At 67.3% G+C, this 20,656-nt stretch carries 18 protein-coding genes; 10 read left to right on the top strand and 8 right to left on the bottom strand.

Annotation, left to right across the window (positions count from 1 at the left end; genetic code table 11):
• Positions 1-3 precede the first annotated feature (3 nt).
• The 6 genes from C1706_RS12765 to C1706_RS12740 form a co-directional block, all read right to left on the bottom strand.
• A complete protein-coding gene (locus tag C1706_RS12765; protein WP_206661133.1) occupies positions 4-888 on the bottom strand; it encodes an NAD(P)-dependent oxidoreductase in 885 nt (294 codons plus the stop codon).
• Positions 885-1,907 (bottom strand): L-idonate 5-dehydrogenase, encoded by a 1,023-nt coding sequence (locus C1706_RS12760; protein WP_129459626.1) that lies wholly within the window; start codon positions 1,905-1,907, stop codon positions 885-887. The genes C1706_RS12765 and C1706_RS12760 overlap by 4 nt, the downstream gene beginning before the upstream one ends.
• Before the next feature lie 10 nt (positions 1,908-1,917).
• Positions 1,918-3,228 carry a TRAP transporter large permease gene (locus C1706_RS12755; RefSeq protein WP_129459625.1) on the bottom strand — a complete coding sequence of 437 codons (1,311 nt, stop codon included), beginning with the start codon at positions 3,226-3,228 and terminating at the stop codon, positions 1,918-1,920.
• A complete protein-coding gene (locus C1706_RS12750; RefSeq protein WP_129459624.1) occupies positions 3,228-3,770 on the bottom strand; it encodes a TRAP transporter small permease in 543 nt (180 codons plus the stop codon). Before C1706_RS12750 ends, C1706_RS12755 begins: the two co-directional genes overlap by 1 nt.
• Positions 3,771-3,848: 78 nt before the next feature.
• Positions 3,849-4,883 (bottom strand): TRAP transporter substrate-binding protein, encoded by a 1,035-nt coding sequence (locus tag C1706_RS12745; protein ID WP_129459623.1) that lies wholly within the window; start codon positions 4,881-4,883, stop codon positions 3,849-3,851.
• Positions 4,884-5,026: 143 nt separating this feature from the next.
• On the bottom strand, positions 5,027-6,028 hold the full coding sequence (locus tag C1706_RS12740) for a C-terminal binding protein (protein ID WP_129459622.1): 1,002 nt from the start codon (positions 6,026-6,028) through the stop codon (positions 5,027-5,029).
• Between the two features lie 127 nt (positions 6,029-6,155).
• On the opposite strand from C1706_RS12740, the gene C1706_RS12735 reads away from it, so the two are divergent.
• Entirely contained in the window at positions 6,156-6,872 is a 717-nt protein-coding gene (locus C1706_RS12735; RefSeq protein WP_164987558.1) for a FadR/GntR family transcriptional regulator, read from the top strand.
• A gap of 3 nt (positions 6,873-6,875) precedes the next feature.
• Here C1706_RS12735 and C1706_RS12730 read toward each other — a convergent pair whose 3' ends face one another.
• The gene (locus tag C1706_RS12730) at positions 6,876-8,114 is read right to left on the bottom strand and encodes an MFS transporter (protein WP_129459641.1); all 1,239 of its coding nucleotides are present in this window, start codon (positions 8,112-8,114) and stop codon (positions 6,876-6,878) included.
• A 159-nt stretch (positions 8,115-8,273) separates the two neighbouring features.
• Between C1706_RS12730 and C1706_RS12725 the strand changes: the two genes are divergently transcribed.
• From C1706_RS12725 to C1706_RS12685, 9 genes are all read left to right on the top strand, one after another.
• Positions 8,274-8,729, top strand: a complete 456-nt coding sequence (locus tag C1706_RS12725; RefSeq protein WP_129459620.1) for a DUF3151 domain-containing protein — start codon at positions 8,274-8,276, stop codon at positions 8,727-8,729.
• A gap of 136 nt (positions 8,730-8,865) precedes the next feature.
• Positions 8,866-10,149, top strand: coding sequence for an adenylosuccinate synthase (locus C1706_RS12720; RefSeq protein WP_129459619.1), 1,284 nt, complete (start codon positions 8,866-8,868; stop codon positions 10,147-10,149).
• Positions 10,150-10,425: 276 nt separating this feature from the next.
• The gene (gene xylA, locus C1706_RS12715; protein ID WP_348981035.1) at positions 10,426-11,601 is read left to right on the top strand and encodes a xylose isomerase; all 1,176 of its coding nucleotides are present in this window, start codon (positions 10,426-10,428) and stop codon (positions 11,599-11,601) included.
• A gap of 147 nt (positions 11,602-11,748) precedes the next feature.
• The gene (locus tag C1706_RS12710) at positions 11,749-12,885 is read left to right on the top strand and encodes a substrate-binding domain-containing protein (protein WP_129459617.1); all 1,137 of its coding nucleotides are present in this window, start codon (positions 11,749-11,751) and stop codon (positions 12,883-12,885) included.
• A 32-nt stretch (positions 12,886-12,917) separates the two neighbouring features.
• Positions 12,918-14,456, top strand: a complete 1,539-nt coding sequence (mmsA, locus tag C1706_RS12705) for a multiple monosaccharide ABC transporter ATP-binding protein (RefSeq protein ID WP_129459616.1) — start codon at positions 12,918-12,920, stop codon at positions 14,454-14,456.
• Complete coding sequence (mmsB, locus tag C1706_RS12700) at positions 14,453-15,667, top strand: multiple monosaccharide ABC transporter permease (RefSeq protein ID WP_129459615.1); 1,215 nt, start codon at positions 14,453-14,455, stop codon at positions 15,665-15,667. The genes mmsA and mmsB overlap by 4 nt, the downstream gene beginning before the upstream one ends.
• A 51-nt stretch (positions 15,668-15,718) precedes the next feature.
• Positions 15,719-16,966, top strand: a complete 1,248-nt coding sequence (locus tag C1706_RS12695) for an ROK family transcriptional regulator (RefSeq protein WP_206661132.1) — start codon at positions 15,719-15,721, stop codon at positions 16,964-16,966.
• Between the two features lie 90 nt (positions 16,967-17,056).
• The gene (locus C1706_RS12690; protein ID WP_129459614.1) at positions 17,057-18,040 is read left to right on the top strand and encodes a zinc-dependent alcohol dehydrogenase; all 984 of its coding nucleotides are present in this window, start codon (positions 17,057-17,059) and stop codon (positions 18,038-18,040) included.
• Position 18,041: 1 nt separating this feature from the next.
• Entirely contained in the window at positions 18,042-18,920 is an 879-nt protein-coding gene (locus C1706_RS12685) for an aldose epimerase family protein (RefSeq protein WP_129459613.1), read from the top strand.
• Positions 18,921-18,976: 56 nt separating this feature from the next.
• Here C1706_RS12685 and xylB read toward each other — a convergent pair whose 3' ends face one another.
• Positions 18,977-20,410, bottom strand: coding sequence for a xylulokinase (gene xylB / locus C1706_RS12680; RefSeq protein ID WP_129459612.1), 1,434 nt, complete (start codon positions 20,408-20,410; stop codon positions 18,977-18,979).
• Positions 20,411-20,656: the final 246 nt, after the last annotated feature.

Below are 20,656 nucleotides of genomic sequence, written 5' to 3'. Positions count from 1 at the left end.
CTGTCACGATTGTTCGTCGATGTAGCGCTGCATGACGGCGATGTCGAGATCGCCCAGGCCCGCAGCGTTGAGACCCTCGTACTGGCCGCGCAAGAACGTGGCCAACGGCAACGGCGTCTGCGAGGCCGCGGCTGCCTCCAGGGCAAACCGCAGGTCCTTGGCCATGAACTTGGCCGGGCCGGACACCGTGAAATCCCCGGTGGTCAACTTGTCGCGCTTTTGCTCCAAGACCAGCGAGGACGCCAACCCGCGATTCAGGACGTCGAAGAGGGTGGCCAGGTCGATACCGGCGTCGCGCGCCAGCAGGGACGCCTCGGCCAACGCCGCAACCTCCGCACCCACGATGAGCTGATTGCAGGCCTTGGTGACCGCACCGGCACCCAGGGGTCCCAGATGGGTGGGGGAGCCACAGGCGCTCAGGACCCCCCAGGCGGCCGCCACGTCGGCGTCCGGCCCACCCACCATGATCGAGAGCGTGCCGTCGAGAGCTTTCGCCTCGCCGCCACTGACCGGCGCGTCGATGACGTGCACCTGACCGTGGGTGTCGTGTGCGGCCTGCGCCGCGAAATCGCGGACCCCGGCGGGGGAGACCGTCGAGGAGACCACGAGGACGACGGGACCGCCCAGCCCGGCCCACAAGCCGTCGGGGCCACCCGTGAGCGCCTCCAACTGCGGCAGATCCGGGAGCATCGCGATGATGACGTCGCTGGCTGCCGCCAGTTCGGCGGGCGTACTAGCGACGGTGATGCCCTCCCCGGCGAGGGCGTCGGCAGCCTCACGGCGGCGCGCCCACACCGTGGTGGGATGCCCGGCCCGGGCGATGTGGGACGCCATCGGCGCCCCCATCAGGCCCGGGCCGAGCAGGCCAACGCGTGGTTGCGTGGTCACGCCTCCTGCGCTCCCCACACCTCGACGAGCACCTTGCCCGAGTTCTGCGAGTCCTTCGCCACCTCGAAGGCGCGGATCGCGTCATCGGCGGGGACCACGTGGGTGATCACGGCGTCCGCTTCGGGATGCTCGGCGAGCAGCGTCACCGCCTCGTCGATCTCGTTGTCGAAGCGGAAGCAGCCCACCCACGAGACCTCCTTCGACACCAGCGAACTGAGGTCGAGGGAGATGGGCTTGGCCGGCAGGATGCCGACCTGGGTGAGGGTGCCGCGAGGACGCAGCGCCGCCAGGCAGGCAGCCACCGAAGGGGCGGCCGAACTGCACTCGAAGGCCACGTCGAACGCGCCCGCCGGAATCGGCGTCTCGCCCGCCCGGTACACCTCGGTGAAGCCGAGTTGCCCCGCACGCTCCAGCGGGCCGGTCAGCACGTCGGAGACGGCGACCTGCGCCGCACCGCGGGCCCGGGCGGCGAACGCCACCAGCAGCCCGATCGGTCCAGCACCGGAGACGACCACCTTCTTCCCGGTGAGGTCTCCGGCCATCGTGCAGGCGTGGAGCGCAACGGCCAACGGCTCGGCCAGGGCTGCCCGCTTGAGGTCGAGGCCCTCGGGCAGGACGCGGATCATGTCCTTGCCCACCACGAGCGTCTCGGCGAGCGCGCCCTGGGTGTGCGGCCACGTGGACGCACTGCCCAAGTAGGACCCGCCAGGCCTCAGGTGCCGCTGATCCTCCATGCCGGGGATGTCGGGCCCGAACGTCGCCGGATGCACCGTCACCGGAGTGCCGGGCGCCAGTTCGCCGCTGGGGTCCAGATCGACCACGGCGGACAGTTCGTGGCCCGGCGCCAGAGGCTCCCGCACCACGAAAGCGCCGTTGGCCCCATGGAAGTAGTAGTGCAGGTCCGAACCGCAGATCCCCACATACCGGACGCGGAGGCGCACCTGGCCTGCCGCCGGCTCCGGGGTCGCGACGTCTTCGACGGTCGCGTCCTCGGCACCCTTGATCACGAATTGCTTCATCACGTCTCCTTTATCGGATCAGCCCAGCCTGCCGTGGTAGCCACAGCGAGAGCTCGGGAACGAACTGGATGATGAGGAGCATCACGATGAGGGCAATGAAGAACGGCATCAAGGGCTTGATGACATTCTCGACCTTTTGACCCGCGACTCTTGCGCCGACGAAGAGCACGGGTGCTGAGGGTGGTGAGATCACCGCGATGCCCATGTTGAAGACCAACATCATGCCGAAGTGCACCGGGTGGATGTCGTAGTACTGCACGGCGATCGGCAGGAAGATCGGCGTGAAGATCAGCACGGCCGGGGTGGCGTCCAGCGGGATGCCGATGATGAGCAGCATGACCATCATGATCAGCAAGAACACGACCTTGGAGTCCGTGATCGAGACCAGCCATTCGCCGAGCATCTTGGGGATCCGCGAGTACGTCATGACGTAGCTCATGATCGAGCTCAGCGCGATCAAGAAGATGACGACCGAGGACGTGCGGGTCGCGTCTAGCAGGATCTTCGGGACGTCCTTCATGCCGATGTTGCGGTAGGCCATCGACAAGACGAAGGCGTACAGCACGGCGATGGCCGCACCCTCGGTGGGGGTGAAGAAGCCGATGATGATGCCACCGATGACGATGATGATCAGGCCCAGGCTGGGCAGGGCGCGCCAGAAGGCGAGCAGTGCTTCCTTGGGCGTCGCCCAGCGGCTGCCGCGAAGCTTCGGGTTCTTGCGGGTGTACCACCACACGATGACGCCACACGTGAACGCCCACAACAAGCCGGGGATGTAGCCAGCCAGGAACAGGGCGCCCACCGAGGCCTGGGAGACCAGCGCGTAGACGATCGTCGTGTTCGACGGGGGGATCAGCATGCCCGAGGGGGCGGACGCGACGTTGGCTGCGGCCGCGAACCGCATGTCGTAGCCCTCCTTGCGCTGCGCGGGGGCCATGATCGAGCCGACCGCGGACGCGCCAGCGAGAGCGGAACCAGAAATCGCGCCGAACAAGGTGTTGGCGATGATGTTGGTCTGTGCCAAGGCGCCGGGCATCTTGCCGGTGAGCGCGCGGGCCAGGTCGATCAGACGTTGAGCGATGCCGCCCTTGTTCATGATCGTGCCTGCCAAGACGAAGAACGGGATGGCGAGCAGCGGGAAGGAGTCGATGCCGCCGTAGATCTTCTGAGCGGCGGTGATGAGGCCCTTGTCGGCGCCGATGAGGACGACGAGGGCGACGGCAGAGGGCAGGCCGATGGACACGGAGACGGAGACGCCCAGTGACATCAGCACGAACATGCCGAGGATCAAGATGAGGCCAACGATGAGTGCAGCGTTCATCAGATCGACTCCTCCTGCAGGTCGGTGAGATCCATCTCATTGGGGTCGACGACGGTCGGCGCCGGGTTGACGATGGTGTGAATGATGTGAATCGCCGAGTAGAGGGCGATGATGCCGCCCGCGATCGGGAGCGCCAGGTAGATGACGCCTTGAGAGATGGGCAGCAACTGGACGACGTCGTCCATGGTGGACGCCGCCAGGCGCCCGCCGCCGATGCACATGACCCACACGGCGAAGAACGCGACGATGGCGTGGGCGAGGATCTGCATGACCTTGACGCCGCCACCGGGCAGCTTGTTGACCAGGAAGTCGATGGCGACGTCGTCCTTTTCGCCGATCACGTAGGCGGCACCGATGAGGCCCTGCCAGATGAAGACGATGCGGGCGAGAACCTCGGTCCACTCCTGGTTCGGCAGGGGCAGGACCTGGCGCACGAAGACCTGCCAGGTCACCAGCATGACCAAGACGACGAACAAGACGATGCAGAACCATCGCAAGAAGACGTCCAGCCCGCGCTTGAACGCTTCGAGGGCGTTGAGCATGGGGTTCCTTTCTTGAGGGAGGTCGGCGATGCCGGCCGGTCGCCGAAGCGCTCGGCCGGCATCGCGGGGACCGTCCGGCTACGCCTTCGCGTTGGCCTTCTGGACGGCGTCGCACAACGCCTGGCGCACCGGCGTGTTGATGGAGGCCTTGACCAGCCCGGAGGTTGCGGCCTTGAAGGCGGCGACGTCGACGTCGTCGTTGAACTTGGCGCCCGTCTCCTGCGAAGCCTTCTTGGAGTCGGCGGCGTACTGCAGGAGGCCGGTGTTGGCCTGATCGACCGCGCCCGGGACGAGTTCGAGGAGGGCCTTGCGGTCAGCCTCGGGCATGCCCTTGAGCACCGTGGTGCTCATGACCAGGTAGTCGGGGATCATCAGGTGACGGGTGTAGGAGTAGTACTTCGCCACCTCGTCGTGCTTGAGGGCGTTGAACACGGTCTCGTTGTTCTCCGCGCCGTCGAGGACGCCGCTTTGCAGCGCGGTGTAGACCTCGCCCTGGCCCATGGGGGACGCGACGCCGCCCATGTCCTTGATCATCTGGACCTGGGAGTCGGACTGCTGGACGCGGATCTTGAGGTTCGCCATGTCGGCGGGGCTCTTGATCGCGTGCTTGGCGTTGTACACGTTCCGGGTGCCGGCGTGCAGGGCGCCCAAGACGGTGATCTTCTTGGAGTCCTCCAGCGAGGTCTTCAGGCCGCCCATGACCGCGTCGTCGGCGAAGACCTTGGCCTGCGCCTCGGGGCTATCGAACATGTAGGGGAGGTTGAAGACGATGAAGTCCTTGTTGAAGGACTCCAGGACCGGTCCGGCGATGTACATCATGTCGACGGTGCCGTCGGAGACGTTCTGCACCACCTCGTTTTGGGAGCCGAGGGTTTCGTTGGCGAAGACCTCGATGCTGTAGCGGCCGTCGGTGGCCTTCTCCAGCTTCTTGCCCAACTCCTCGGCAGCCTTGTACTGCGGGTGCTTTTCGGTCTGGTTGAAGGCCAGGCGGAAGGTCGTCTTGGCGCCGCCGCCAGAACCGCTACCCCCACCGGCAATGCCGTTGCCACAAGCGGACAGGGCGAGCGCGGTGAAACCCGCGACGAGCGCCGCGGCGATCTTCTTGGCTTGCATTGGTCATCTCCTCATGCTTCGTTGCAATGTGCCCGTACCGGACGTAGGGGCTCCAGGAGTGTGGGCGTCTGGGTCGCGCCGCACGCTCTGCTGGTCTTAGTGGGGGAACGACGCGCTGGCGCGTCGCTCCCGGTGGGTGGCCATCAGCGGGCCACCTCGGCGGTCAGGCCGTGGTTGCGCCCCGGGGCCCCCAGGACCTCGGGGTTGACGATGTTGCGAGGGGTACGACCGGCGGCCACATCGACGGCGTTCTCGACGGTGCGCCGCTTCAGCTCGCCGTAGCTTTCCTCGGAGTACCAAGCCATGTGGGGGGTCACCGTGAGCTGCGGAATGTTCAGCAGCGGATCGTCCGCAGGCAGGGGCTCAGTCTCGGTGACGTCGAGGGCCGCGCCGCGGATCTGGCCGTTCCGCAGAGCCTCGCCGAGGGCGGCTGTGTCGACGATGGGGCCGCGGGCAGTGTTGACGACGATGGCGTCGGATCGCATGGAGGCCAAGGCGTCCGCGTCGATGAGGTGGCGCGTCAGGTCCGTGAGCGGTGTGTGAATCGAGATCACCTGGCCGCGGCTCAGCAGCTCGGGGAGGCTGACGTGCGGGTAGCCGCGGAACTCGCTGGCATCCCCGGCCGCGATGTCGTGGCAGATCACCTCGAAGCCGAGGCCTGCCGCTTTGCGTGCCGTCGCGCTGCCGATGAGGCCAAGCCCCAGGATGCCGAAGACCCGGCCGCCGATCAGGTGCATGGGCCGGACGCCGGGGAAATCGACGCGTCCATCGCGCAGGCCTCGATCGAGCCGCGCCACCTCGCGTGCCGCGTTGAGGGCGAGGGCGATGGCGTGGTCGGAGACGGCCTCGGTGCCGTAGTCGGGAACGTTGCACACTGCGACGCCGCGCGCCGTAGCAGCCGGAATGTCGACCGAGTCGACGCCGACGCCGTAGCGGGAGACCACTTTGACCTGCGGGAGGGCGTCCAGGATCTCGGCGGTGATGCTGGCGTACTGAACCACGAGCGCGTCCGCGCCGCGGGCGTTGGCAATCAGGGCGGCGGGGTCGGTGGCGTTCGCGATGATGAGCTCGTCGCCGCTGGCCTCGACCACGGCACGCTCTTCGTCGAAGGCGTCGTGGTCGCAGTCGGTGATGACGATGCGCATGGGAAACCCCGCTTCCTTGTGGGACCTGCCGGTGCTGCGAACGTTGTCACAAAGGTCTAACCTTTTGCAACAGGCGGCGTCTCGTTGCCACATCACAGCCACATCACAGCCAATGACGGAGGTGACCATGCCCGCACCCGTGGCCTATCAACCCGTGCTGGAGGCACTGGGGCTATCCATCGCCACCGACGCCGTAGCGCCGGGATCCATCATCTTGGTGCAGGAGGTGGAGACCCGCTTTGGGGTGTCGCGGAGCGTCGCGCGTGAAGCCCTGCGCATGTTGGAGTCGCTCGGCATGGTCGCCATCAAGCGGCGAGTGGGGTGCGTCGTCCAGCCCCGCTCGACGTGGAATGTCGCCGACCCCAAGGTGATCCACTGGCGGATGTCCGGGCCCGCCCGGGTGCAAGAACTAGACCAGCTCATGCAGTTGCGGGCTGGGGTTGAGCCCATCGCGGCGCGCCTGGCGGCCGGTATCTCCCCCCAGTCGGGCCCGGAACTGACCCGCTACGCGGAGACGATGCGCGACCTCGCGGCTGCGTCACTGGGCGATTCCGCAGAGTTCCTCGCTGCCGACGTCGCGTTTCACGGCGTCTTGCTGTCCGCGTCGGGCAACGACCATTTCGCCGCGCTCGGGGAGGTGGTCGCCTCCGTCCTGACCGAACGCAACCGGTTGGGATTGTTGGAGCCGAAGCCGGACCCCCGATCAGTGGTGCTCCACTTGCGTGTCGCCGCCGCGATCACCCAAGGACACAGCGCTTTGGCCGAAGCCAGCGCACGGACGCTGGTCGACGTGGTGGCGGCCGAGGTCTTGCTCGACCGCTCGGGAGAGACCCTGGATCGCTGAGGATCAGGGCAGCGGCGCATCGTAGGGGCGGGCAGGGGCGAGCGGAACGCGGCGCATCGAGAGTGCCAACACCCAGGCGATGAGGACGAGCCCTCCGGACACGGCGGCGACAGCCACCCAGCCACCCCATGACCAGGCTGTTCCCGCGACGGCGCCCCAGACCGAGGAACCGGCGTAATAGAACGCGAGATACAACGACCCGGCCATGCCGGTGCCGCGCCCCCGGTTGGCGGCCCTGGCCGTCACCCATCCGCTGGTGACCCCATGCGCGGCAAAGAAGCCGAACGTGATGACCCCCACCCCGACGATCACCACCCCCAGGTTCGGGGCCAGGGTTAACGCCACCCCGGCGACGAAGACGGCCAGTGCGGCGGGTACGACGGCCCGGAAACCGAATCGCGCCGCGAGCCGCCCCGCCCACGGCGAACTGAACGACCCGATCACGTAGGTCACAAAGACCAGGGAGGCTGCCCCGACCGGCAGGCCGAAGGGCGGCGCGGCCAGCCGGAAGGACAACCCATTGAAGGCCGCCACGAAGGCGCCCATCGCGCAGAACCCGATGCCATACAAGGTGAGCAAACCTCTGTCGGCCACCATCCGCCGGGCGTTGTCGAGGAGTTCCTCGTGCCGCAGGGGCGTCGGGGTGAAGCGTCGTGCCGGGGGAAGGAGGACGCCGAGCCCCACGGCAATGACCAGCGACATCACCCCGATGCCTCCCAAGGCGATCTGCCAGCCGAAACCCTGGGCCAGCCATCCCGTGATGAGGCGTCCTGACATGCCACCGATGGCGGTGCCGCCTATATAGAGGCCGGTCACGGGAGTGGCCCACGCCGGGTCGATCTCCTCGCGGAGGTAGGCGGTGGCCACGGCCGGGAGCCCCGCGACCGCGAAACCCAAGGCGCCCCGAAGTGCCAGAAGGATCCACCAGGACGGGGAGAACGCCGACGCGACCGCGATCAATGCGGCGACCAGCAACGTGATGCGCATCAGCCCCAGGCGTCCCACGGAGTCGGAGAGGGGGCCAAACACCAGCAACGCCACGCCCATGGACAATGTGGTGACCGAAACCGACAGCGTGGCAGCCGCGGGCGTGATGTCGAAGGCGTCCGCCAGGAGTGGCAGCAAAGGTTGAGTGCAGTACACCAGGGCAAACGTCGCAAGACCGGCAAGGAAGAGAGCCACGGTGATGCGGCGATAGGCCGGGTCCCCGGGGGCCCAGCCCGGTGGTGGTGCGACGGGCATGGTCACTGATCCAGTGTCCCACCGGTGAGGGCGTGCGCCCTCGGGCGAGGCACAGCCACCAGGGGCGGCGCTGACGAGACACCTCCTCCTCTTCGCTGCGTCACCGTTTCGTCGTGTTGTGTCTGCGTCATGGCCGCGCTTGGCTTTAGGCTGGCCGACATGGCCGATGACGCGCGCACCCTGCTCCTGGCCGCCCCCGTGGGGCGGACGGAACTGCCCGAGGACCCGGCGCTGGCTGACCTGCTCGCCACCGAGGACGCCCGCTTCCTCGACGTGGTGGAGCGGCATCCGGATTCGTCGCTGGTCTGGGCGCTCCTTGCGGAGGCCTCGATGCGCGCCCGGACGCAGCAAGGAGACGTCACGGCCTACGCCTTCGCCCGCACCGGGTACCACCGCGGGCTGGACGCGCTGAGGCGGGCAGGCTGGCGCGGCAAGGGCCCGATCCCCTGGGAGCACGAGCCGAACCAGGGCTTCCTGCGCGTGCTGTGGGCCTTGGCGTGCGCGGCGCGTCGCATCGGCGAGCAGGCCGAGTACGAGCGCTGCGTCGTTTTTCTCCTGGAGGCCTCGGAGTCGGGCTACGTGGCGTTGGCGACGTCGCGGCCGTTGGTCCTGTAGCGGTCGTGGGCGCGTGGGCGCCGGGGGACCACTAGGCGGACCTCGGTGGCGTGCCGCCGCATCCCGGTACACTCTGCGTGTAAGAGCCCGGGTCGCACTTGCGCCGGGCTTTCCGTTTGTGCAGTGAGAGGCGATCATGCCAGGCATCGTGGTCATCGGTACGCAATGGGGCGACGAGGGAAAGGGCAAGGCCACCGACCAACTCGGCGACCGTGTTGATTACACCGTCCGTTATTCGGGGGGTAACAACGCCGGTCACACGCTGGTGGTCAACGGTGAGAAGTACGCCCTCCACCTGTTGCCCTCGGGCATTCTCAATCCGGGCGTCCCGGTCATCGGCAACGGCGTGGTCGTGGATCTCGGCGTCCTGTTCTCCGAAATCGACGCCTTGGAGGCGCGCGGCGTCGACACGTCCCGGCTGGTGATCTCGGCGAATGCCCACATCATCGCGCCGTACCACAAGGTGCTGGACAAGGTTACCGAGCGATTCCTCGGCAAGCGCAAGATCGGCACCACGGGGCGTGGGGTCGGGCCCGCCTACGCCGACAAGATCAACCGCGTGGGGATCCGGATCCAGGACCTGCTCGATGAGCAGTTGCTGCGCGACAAGGTTGAGGCGGCGCTGGCGGCCAAGAACCAGTCCCTGGTCAAGATCTACAACCAACTCGCCATCGATCCCGGTGAAGTGGCCGACGAACTGCTGAGCTACGCCGACCGCGTCCGCCCGATGGTGCGCGACGTGGCCCGTGAGCTCAACGACGCCCTCGATGCGGGCAAGCTCGTCGTGTTCGAGGGGGCCCAGGCGCACCACCTCGACGTCGACCACGGCACCTACCCCTACGTCACCTCCTCCAACCCGATCGCGGCCGGGGCCTGCACCGGCTCCGGCGTGGGGCCGACCCGGCTGGACCGCATCGTCGGGATCGCCAAGGCCTACACCACGCGCGTGGGCGAGGGGCCGTTCCCGACCGAACTGCTGGACGCCGACGGTGACCGCCTGCGCCATGCGGGTGGCGAGTTCGGGACGACCACGGGGCGCCCGCGCCGGTGCGGTTGGTTCGATCCGCTGGTCGTCGAGGCGGCCTGCACCTACAACGGGGTCACGGATGTCTTCTTGACCAAGCTCGACATCTTGACCGGCTGGGACAAGATCCCGGTGTGCGTCGCCTATGACGTCAACGGCGTCCGGGTGGAGACCTATCCGGTCATCATGGACGACATCGTGGCGGCCAAGCCCATCTACGAGTACTTGGACGGCTGGAGCGAGGACATCTCGCAGGCGCGGTCCTTCGAGGAACTGCCCGCGACCTGCCAAGCCTATGTGCGGCGCCTGGAGGAACTGATCCGCTGCCGTATCTCCGGGATCGGTGTTGGGCCGGGCCGTGAACAGGTGGTCATGATCCACGATCTGATCGACTGACGCGCTGGCCTTTCCGCCCTCCTCGGGGCGGTCGGGTCGTCTCCTGGGCCGCCGGCTCCGGGATCGCGGCGTCGTGGCGCCCCACTCGCAGGACGCGGGTGGGGCGCCGCTGTCTATGACGGCGTTCTCCGCGGCGGGGGGCTGGGGGCAGCCTCATATAGTCCGCCGACGCAACTTAGTGGTCTCGATCCCGCTCGAAGGGTCCTTCGACCTTGACAGACCCGCTTAGGCGTCATAAGTTGTGCCGCGATACAAATAGCAAGGAGGCTACATATCGTGCGCGCACCAATCCCCGAGGACAAGTTCTCGTTCGGGCTCTGGACGGTCGGCTGGACCGGCACGGACCCGTTCGGTGTCAACACCCGTCCCACCCTCGATCCCTGGGAGTACAGCGACAAGCTGGCCGAACTGGGCGCCTGGGGCATCACCTTCCACGACAACGACGTGTTCCCCTTCGATGCAGACGACGCAACCCGCGCCCGCATCGTCGGCAAGCTGAAGGACGCCGCCGACAAGGCTGGCCTGGTCATCGAGATGGTGACCACCAACACCTTCACCCATCCGGTCTTCAAGGACGGTGGCTTCACCTCCAACGACCGCTCCGTGCGCCGCTTCGGGCTGCGCAAGGTCCTCAAGAACGTCGACCTCGCCGCCTCCCTGGGCGCCGAGACGTTCGTCATGTGGGGCGGCCGTGAGGGGTCAGAGTACGACTCCTCTAAGGACTTCCACGCCGCGTTCTCTCGCTACAAGGAGGGCCTGGACACCGTCGCCGGCTACATCAAGGAGAAGGGCTACGACCTGCGCATCGGCCTGGAGCCGAAGCCGAACGAGCCCCGCGGCGACATCTTCCTGCCCACGATCGGCCACGCACTGGGCCTGATTGCTGACCTGGAGAACGGCGACATCGTCGGCCTGAACCCTGAGGTCGGGCACGAGCAGATGGCCGGGCTGAACTACACCCACGGCCTGGCCCAGGCGCTGTTCAGCAACAAGCTGTTCCACATCGACCTCAACGGCCAGCATGGTCCACGGTTCGATCAGGACCTCGTGTTCGGTCACGGCGACCTGATCAGCGCGTTCTTCACGGTGGACCTGCTCGTCAACGGCTTCCCCGGCAGCCCGGACGCCCCCCGCTACACCGGCCCCGTCCACTTCGACTACAAGCCCTCGCGTACCGATGGCATGGCCGGAGTCTGGGAGTCCGCGGCAGCCAACATGGAGACCTACCTGCAGTTGGCGGCCAAGGCCAAGGCGTTCCGCGCCGACCCAGCCGTGCAGGAGGCGCTGAAGCTGTCCGGTGTGTACGACCTGGCCGAGCCCACCTTGGCTCCGGGAGAGTCGGTTGCCGACTTCCTCGCCGCCGAAGAGGACTTCGACGTCGACGCAGCCGCGCAGCGGGATTACCACTACGTGAACCTGCACCAACTCGCGCTCATGCACCTCATCGGCTGAGGTTCGCGAGCACACTACGCAGTCCTGGTGGGCGCACTGGTGATGCGCCCACCTGTCACCCCCTCACCACTTCGAATCACAAGCGAACCGGAGCCAACGGTGGTTCCGGGAGACGGCAATGCAGCCGTCCGAAAGGGGCAATGAACCATGACCATCTCACGACGTAACCTGATCTCCCTGTCCGTCGCCACGGCCGCCGCTGTCACGTTGAGTGCCTGCAGCAGCGAGCGGGGCACAGGCACCAGCGCTGCGCCGGGCGCCAGCGGGGCTGCGAGCAACACGCTCATCGGCATCGCGATGCCGACCAAGAGCCTGGAGCGCTGGAACCGCGACGGTGCCAACCTGGAGGCGCTGCTGAAGGCGGCGGGCTATAAGACGAGCCTGCAGTACGCCGACAACAAGCAGGATCAGCAAAACAACCAAATCCAGAACATGCTCAACGACGGCGCCAAGGTGCTCGTCATCGCGTCGATCGACGGCACCGCCCTCGGGCCGGTCCTCGCACAGGCTGCCAAGCAGGGCGTCAAGGTCGTGGCCTACGACCGCCTGATCAACGGCTCTGAGAACGTCGACTACTACGCCACCTTCGACAACTACAAGGTCGGCCAGCTCCAGGGGCAGTTCATCTTGGACAACGCCGACTCCTTCAAGGGCCCCGACGGCAAGGTCATCTTCGAGCCCTTCGCCGGTTCCCCGGACGACAACAACGCCAAGTTCTTCTTCTCCGGCGCCTGGGACAAGGTCAGCCCCAAGGTCGCCTCCGGCGACTTCGTCGTCCCCTCCGGCAAGGCCCCGGCCAGCAACAACGACTGGCAGACCATCGGCATCCTGAACTGGGACTCGGCCAAGGCGCAGGCTGAGATGGAGAACCGCCTCAACTCGTTCTACGGCGGCGGCAAGCGCGTCACCGTCGTGCTCTCCCCGAACGACTCCCTCGCGTTGGGCATCGAGCAGGCGCTGGACGGCGCCGGCTACAAGGTGGGCACCGACTGGCCGCTCATCACCGGCCAGGACGCCGACCTGGCCAACGTCAAGGCCATGCTCCAGGGCAAGCAGTCCATGTCGGTGTGGAAGGACACCCGCAAGCTGGGTGAGCAGGTCGCCAAGATGGTCGACCAGATCGCCAAGGGCGAGACCGTGTCGGTCAACGACACCAAGTCCTACGACAACGGCAAGAAGGTCGTCCCGACCTACCTGGTCGAGCCGCAGGTCGTCACCAAGGACACCGTCAAGTCCGCGCTGGTGGATTCGGGCTTCTACAAGGCCTCGGATCTCGGGATCTGATTGAGCGACCCGGAGGGGACGAAGGAAAGCCCATGAGCGAACCGATCTTGCAGATGGTCGGCATAGGAAAGACGTTCGGCCCAGTGCGAGCACTGAGCGATGTCACGATGACCGTCATGCCCGCCGAGATCCACGCCATCTGCGGGGAGAACGGTGCCGGGAAGTCGACGCTCATGAACGTCCTCTCCGGGTTGTACCCGCACGGCAGCTACACCGGAGAAATCCTGTATCAAGGCAGCGAGGCGAAGTTCAAGTCGCTGCGCGACAGCGAAGCCGACGGCATCGTGATCATTCACCAGGAACTGGGGCTCTCGCCGTATCTGTCCATTGGGGAGAACATCTTCCTGGGCAACGAGCGAGCCCGCGGTGGCGTCATCGACTGGGGCACCACGATGGGGGAGGCCGCCGCGCTCATGCAGCGCGTCGGCCTGCGTGAGAACCCCAGCACCCGCGTGGTGGACATCGGCGTCGGCAAGCAGCAACTGGTCGAGATCGCGAAAGCGCTCGCCAAGGACGTCAAGCTCCTGATCTTGGACGAGCCCACGGCAGCGTTGAACGACGACGATTCGGCTCACCTGCTGGGCCTGATGAGGGCGCTGCGCGATGAGGGTGTGACGCAGATCATCATCTCGCACAAGCTCAACGAGATTATGGAGATCGCCGACGCGATCACCATCATCCGGGACGGCTCGGTGGTGGAGACGATCCCCAATGACGGGGCAGAAGGTGTCAACGAGCAGCGGATCATCCGGTCCATGGTCGGACGTCCGCTCGACAACCGGTTTCCCCCGCGCGATCCGCACCTCGGTGAGGAACTGCTGCGCATCGAGGACTGGACGGTGCACCACCCCGAGGACACCCATCGCGTCGTGGTCGACTCGGCGTCGCTGAGCGTCCGCGCAGGCGAGGTCGTCGGCATCGCTGGCCTCATGGGTGCCGGGCGCACCGAACTGGCCATGAGCCTGTTCGGGCACCAGTACGGCTCGCGCATCAGTGGGCGGGTCTTCAAGTCCGGTCAGGAGATCGCCACCGACTCCGTTCCCAAGGCGATCGCCAACGGGATCGCCTACGTCAGCGAGGACCGCAAGAAGTACGGGGTCAACCTGATCGCCGAGATCCGTCACAACGTCACCTCGGCGGCGCTGCAGAAGGTGAGCGGCCACGGGGTCATTAACAAGGGCGATGAGGATCATGTCGCTCACGACTACCGAACGAAGCTGCGCATCCGCTCGGCGTCGGTCCAGCAGGCGGTGAAGAACCTCTCCGGCGGCAACCAGCAAAAGGTGGTGCTGAGTAAGTGGATGTTCACCGACCCTGACGTCCTCATCCTCGACGAGCCGACCCGCGGCATCGACGTGGGGGCCAAGTACGAGATCTACCAGATCATCAACGAGCTCGCGGCCAGCGGGAAGGCGGTCATCGTGATCTCCTCCGAACTCCCCGAGCTGCTCGGGGTGTGTGACCGCATCTACACCCTCAGCGAAGGCAGGATCACCGGGCAACTCGCGCGCGGTGAAGCGACACAGGAGTCGCTCATGGAACTAATGACGATGGAGGCACCGCGCGCATGACCACAACCGTTCCACCGGAGACCGCCTCCGGTGAGAAGAAGAGCAATGCCTTGGCCACCGCAACGTCGGTGGTGAAGGAATACGGGATCATTTTGGCTCTCGTCGTCATCATCGGCTTCTTCCAGGTGGTCACCCAAGGGCGCCTGCTGCAGCCCAACAACGTGACCAGCCTCGTCCAGCAGAACGCGTACGTGTTCATCCTGGCCGTGGGCATGCTCATGATCATCGTCGCCGGACACATCGACTTGTCGGTCGGTTCGGTCGTCGCCGCAGTGGGTGGCGTCCTGGGCGTCTTGATGACCGACTTCCACGTCAACCCATGGCTGGCCATCGTGGTGGCGCTCGTGGTGGGCGGCATCATCGGGGCGTGGCAAGGGTTCTGGGTCGCCTACGTCGGCGTCCCCGCCTTCATCGTGACCCTGGGCGGCATGCTGATCTTCCGCGGCGTCGCGCTGGTTCTCGTCGGCTACACGCGGGCAGGGTTCGACGCCGACTTCCTGGCCATCTCCAACGACGGCGTGGCGGGGACCGCGGGCTTCCTGGGCTCCCTGGACGCCTTCACGCTCGTGGTGGGCGCGGTCGGCATCGCCTGGATCGTTATCTCTACCGTCCTGCGCCGCGTGCGTGCGCAGCGCCGCGGGCTGGTGGTCGAGTCGCTGGGCCTCATGGTGGCGCGGCTGGTCGTGCTGGCGGTGCTGCTCGGGCTGGCGACCTACTGGATCGCCCTGAGCGCGCTGGGCCTTCCCTACGTGCTGGTCATCGTCGGGGTCGTCGTCATCGCCTACGCCTGGGTCATGGGCAACACCGTGTTCGGGCGTCACATCTACGCGGTGGGCGGCAACTTGGCGGCCGCGAAGCTCTCCGGTATCAACACCCGGAAGGTCAACTTCTGGCTGTTCGTGAACATGGGCTGGCTGTGTGGCCTGGCGGCCGTTGTGGTCACGTCGCGGGCAGGTGCAGCCGTGGCCGCAGCGGGCAACAACTACGAACTCGACGCCATCGCAGCCTGCTTCATCGGTGGCGCCGCAGTGACCGGCGGTATCGGACGCGTCCCCGGCGCCATCATCGGTGCGCTGATCATGGGCGTGCTGAACATGGGCTTGTCGATCATGGGTGTCGATCCTTCGTGGCAGTCGATCATCAAGGGTCTCGTGCTGATCGCGGCAGTGGCCTTCGATATGATCAACAAGGCCCGGACGAAGGGAGCCTAGGCGTCGGCGGCACCTCCCTTTCCTGTGGCGAGAGACGATGAGGGGGCAACGGTGGCCAGTATTCGGATCGGGCGTCCGGCTCAGCCTGAACACCCCGACGTGGTGCGGCAGTCGAGCCTTCGCTCCCTCAATCTGGCGATCGTGACCCAGCGCTTGTTCGGTGCGTCCGAGCCTCTCTCACGCGCCGATGTGGCCGCCGATACCGGGCTCACGCGCTCCACAGTGTCGCGGCTCGTGGACGACCTGATCGCCGGGGAACTGATCGAAGAGACGCCCCCGCAGGCCTTTGGCCAGCGGGGGCGTCCCGCCGTCCCGCTGGTCCCGGCAGGGAAGACCTGGGTGGCCCTGGGGCTTGAAGTGAACGTGGGACGGATGGCGGCGCGCCTGGTGGACTTGGCGGGCCACACACGAGCCGAGGAGCGCGTCGAGGTCGATCTACGCAACTCGGATCCCGCGTGGGTGATCGAGGAGTTGGCGGCCTTGGGGCGCTCGGTGCTGAGCCAAGCGGGAACCGACGTGACCTTGGCCGGCGTGCAATGGGCCATTCCGGGCCTGGTGGATGCCGAGCGCGGCACGCTGCTGCGCGCCCCCAATCTGGGGTGGTGGGACGTCCCGGCGCGGGCGCTGCTTGCGCGCGCCCTGGAACTGGATCCCAGCCTGATCGACGTCGGAAACGAATCGGACTACGCCGCGCAGACGGTGGCCTGGGATGCGCCTGGGCGTCCGTCGCGTCGGGAGGAGTTCTTGTATCTGTCGGGCGAGATCGGCATTGGCTCGTCCTTGGTCAAGGCTGGCGGTGTGGTGACGGGCGGGCACGGCTGGGCGGGCGAGATCGGTCACGTGTGCGTGGATCGGAACGGCCCCGTGTGCGCGTGCGGTGCCCGCGGGTGTTTGGAGGTCTACGTGGGCTCGTCGGCGCTTCACGCGTGGGCGGGGGTACCAGACACCGACGCGCTGTTGGCGCGGATCGAGAGCCGGGATGCACGGGCCTGCGACGCGGTGAACGAAGCCGCGGCAATGCTGGGGGTGGCGCTGGCGGGCGCCTTGAACCTTCTGGACGTCGCCAACGTTGTGCTCGGAGGGCATCTGGGCCGCCTCCTTCCCGCGATGAGGAGCGGCATCGAGGCGGAGCTTCGCCAGCGCGTCGTGGCTGCCCCCTTCGAGGCCATCGGGATCACGGCGGTGCCGGAGGAGCGGGACATGCCCTCGCTCGGTGCCGCCTATACGGCGCTCCACCGTGTGTTGGAGCATCCGGCGCAGTGGTTGACCTTGGGGGAGATTCCCGGCGTGTGGCGTTAGCGGGTCCTCTCTGGGCGGTGAGGGCTGAGCCCCGAACCCGATTTTCGACTATCGTAGAACTAATTCAAAGGTGAGGAATCGAGGACGCACATGCGGGCAGCGCGACTGTGGGGCACCGAGGACGTTCGCGTCGGGGAGGAAGCGACCCCCATCCCGGCAGACGGCCAGTCTTTGGTCCAGGTACGGGCCGTGGGGCTGTGCGGATCGGATCTGCATTGGTTCACCGATGGTGGGATCGGGGATGCCACCATCGAGAATCCGCTGGTGCCAGGGCATGAGGTGAGCGGGATCGCGCTGGATGGTCCTTATGCGGGCCGCGTCGTCGCGATCGATCCGGCGATTCCCTGCGAGGAGTGTGAGCGCTGCCGCGAAGGCAACCCCAACCTGTGCCCCCATGTGCGCTTCTCCGGCCACGGCTCCGTCGACGGCGGCGTGCGTGAGGTCATGGCGTGGCCCACCAACCGTCTCTTCCCGCTCCCCGAGGGGGCCACGCCCGACGAGGGGGCGCTTCTAGAACCCCTCGGCGTCGCCCTCCACTCCTGGGATCTGGGACACGCCCGCCTCGGGGACCGAGTCTCGATCGTGGGAGCCGGGCCGATCGGGCTGCTGCTGATCCAGTTGGCCGCCGTGGGCGGGGCCGTGGTGGACACGGTGGTGGAACCCCTGGCGCATCGCCGTGACGCCGCCACCGGCCTGGGCTGCGGCCATGTCGTCGACGCGGGTGCCGCCTTGGAGCCCCACAGCGACGTCGTGTTCGAAGTCAGCGGCCAGCGCGACGCCGTCCGCGAGGCCATCGAGTTGGCCCGTCCGGGGGGCCGGGTCGTGCTGGTGGGCATCCCCGACGACGACACCACGACATTCCCGGCGGCGACCGCTCGCCGCAAGGGGCTGACCATCGCGATTGTGCGACGCATGCCCGACGTGTACCCGCGGGCCATCGATCTCCTGGCGCGTGGACAGGTCGATCTGGCGTCCTTGGTGTCGCGACGCTTTGCCCTCAACGACGCCGCGGACGCATTCCGCTACGCGTCGGGCAGGACGGGGCTGAAGACCGTCATCGATCCGGGGTTGTGACATGTCGCTGAACGGACACCTGTTTCATCTGGTCCACGGCCCCTACACGGCGACCATCGCCGCGTCTGGCGCCACGCTGGTGGGGCTGCGCCATGCGGGCCGCCGGTTGACGGCCTCCTTCGATCCCCGCGTCTCGATCGGCGAGGGCTGGGAGGGACGGACGCTGGCGCCTTGGCCGAACCGGATCACCGGCGCGCGTTACTCGTTTGGCGGTGTGGAGTTCGATCTCCCCGCGAACGAGCCCGCCACGGGGGCGGCCCTGCACGGGCTGGCGGCCCACCAGTTGTGGACTCCGCTGCACAGCACGGCGCGTGAGCTCACTTTGGGCCTCGACCTGCCTGCGACGCCCGGCTACCCCTTCGACCTGTCCTTGACGGTGTCGTATGCCCTGGACGAGTCGGGGTTGAGCGTGCGCATCTGCGCTACGAACGTCGGCGCGGTTGCGGCGCCGGTGGCGCTCGGATCGCACCCCTACCTGACGTGGGACCACGCACCGCTGGACGACTGCACGGTGACCTCGCCCGGGGTGGCGGCACTGCTGGTTGATGAGCGGATGGCGCCCCTGCAACTGGTCGATGTGGCGCAGACCGACGTCGATTTCTCCACCCCCACGCCGATGGCGGGGCGGTCGGTGGATCTGGCGTTCCAGGCGCCCGCAAGGCCCTGGAGCGTCGAACTGCGCCATCGCGATGGGGCTGTCCGGCTGCAAGCCGAGGCCCCGTGGCTTCAGTTGTATTCCGCCGAGCGGATCGGCCGTCATGCGCTGGCGGTCGAGGCGATGACGCATCCGCCGGATGCCTTCAATGGCCCGGACGCCGACGTGGCGCTGGCTGCCGGTGCCACTCGCGAGGTGTGCTTCACCATCGGGGCCTTCGAGTAGCGGCGTGCTGGTTGGTCTCGGCCCCCGCGCTGAGCGCGGGGGCCGAGACCAACTGTTCAGCGCGGATTCAGCCCGGAGACCTGGGCTGCGACCCGGTCGTAGCGCTGCTGGATCTGCGGGGTTGGTGCTGCGGTGAACGTCGTGGCCGGGATGGGAGCCCAGGCCGGAGGCTGTTCCCCGCCCGCGAGCACCCAGGCTGCCTGCCGTGCGGCCCCCCGGGCGACGTATTCACCGGGCTCAGGGACCTCGACCGGGACGCCGAGGATCGCGGGGGCCACCTCGCGCACCGCGAGGGATTGAGAGCCGCCGCCGATCAGCGTGACCGAGTCGATGCGGACGCCTTGGGCGCGTTGGGCCTCCATCCCCACGCCGAGGAGGCACAAGAGCCCCTCGACGCTGGCCCGGGCGAGGTTGGGCTGGGTTAGGTTCGCCAGAGTCATACCTGCGAGCGTCCCCGCGGCATCGGGGAGGTTGGGGGTGCGCTCCCCGTCGAAGTGGGGGACCAGGACGAGGCCCCCGGCGCCTGGTTCGGCGGAGAGTGCCAGGGTGTCGAGCCCGGCAAAGTCGGTGCCGAGGAGGTGGGCGGTCGCCTGGAGGATCCGGGCGCCATTGATGGTCGCGATCAGGGGCAGGTAGTTCCCCTGGGCGTCCGCGAATCCCGCCACGAGGCCGCTCACGTCTCGCACGGCGGTTGTGGAAACGGCGCACACGACGCCGGAGGTGCCGATGGAGACGGTCACCGAGCCGGGGACGTGGGACAGCCCCAGGGCTGCGCCCGCGTTGTCGCCGCAGCCGGGACCGATCAGCGCCGCGTCGAAGCCCAGGGACGCTGCACCGTGGCCTGCCGCCTCGTGCGGGGCCAGGACGCGAGGCAGGACGATGTCGGCCACTCCCGCTTCGTCGCGGCGCAGGGCGTGGGCCAGCAGGTCGCGGCGGTACTGGCCGGTCTGGGGGTCGAAGTAGCCGGTTCCGGAGGCTTCGGAGCGATCGGTGGTCAACAGCGACAGGTCGGAACCGCCGCGTAGTTGCCAGGTGAGCCAGTCGTGGGGGAGGCAGATGGCGGCGATGCGGGCGGCGTTCTCTGGTTCGTGGTCGGCGATCCAGCGCAGCTTGGTGACGGTGAAGCTGGGCACGAGCATCAAGCCGGTGGCCTGCACCCAGGTTTCTGCGCCGAGTTCGGCGACGAGGTCGGCCGCGGCTTGCCCCGATTTGGTGTCGTTCCACAGTTGGGCGGGCCGGATGACCTCGCCGTGGGCGTCGAGCAGGACCATGCCGTGCTGCTGCCCGCCGACGCTGATCGCGGCGACGTCACCGAGGCCGCCAGCCATGGCTGATGCCGCCTCGAAAGCGGCCCACCACGCGTCGGGGTGGCATTCGGTCGCGTCGGGATGCTTGGCGGATCCTTGGCGGATCAGCGCGCCGCTCTCGGCGTCGAAGACGAGGACTTTGCAGGATTGCGTCGAGGTGTCGACGCCGGCGACCAGGGTCATGTCTCTCCCTTGTGACAGTGAAAGGTCAATGCCTTGTGTAGTGATGATGCGACACAAAGGGCGCGCGGTGTGCCCGGCGGCCAGCACGTCACTGGCTGGTCAGGAGAGTGCAGCATCGCGATATTTGTATCACGGAAAAACTTATAGGGGCCTGTGCTCTGGCGTCAAGGACAAGGCAATGCTCTACAGTCGAGGGATGCTGGGCGCCCGCAACGAGGGCCCATCGTGCGCGACGACACCGAAAGG

It is taken from the genome of Propioniciclava flava, from assembly GCF_004126535.1.
Lineage (GTDB): Bacteria > Actinomycetota > Actinomycetes > Propionibacteriales > Propionibacteriaceae > Propioniciclava > Propioniciclava flava.
Note: the sequence above shows the minus strand (reverse complement) of the source record. Positions and strands in the feature narration are given on the sequence as shown.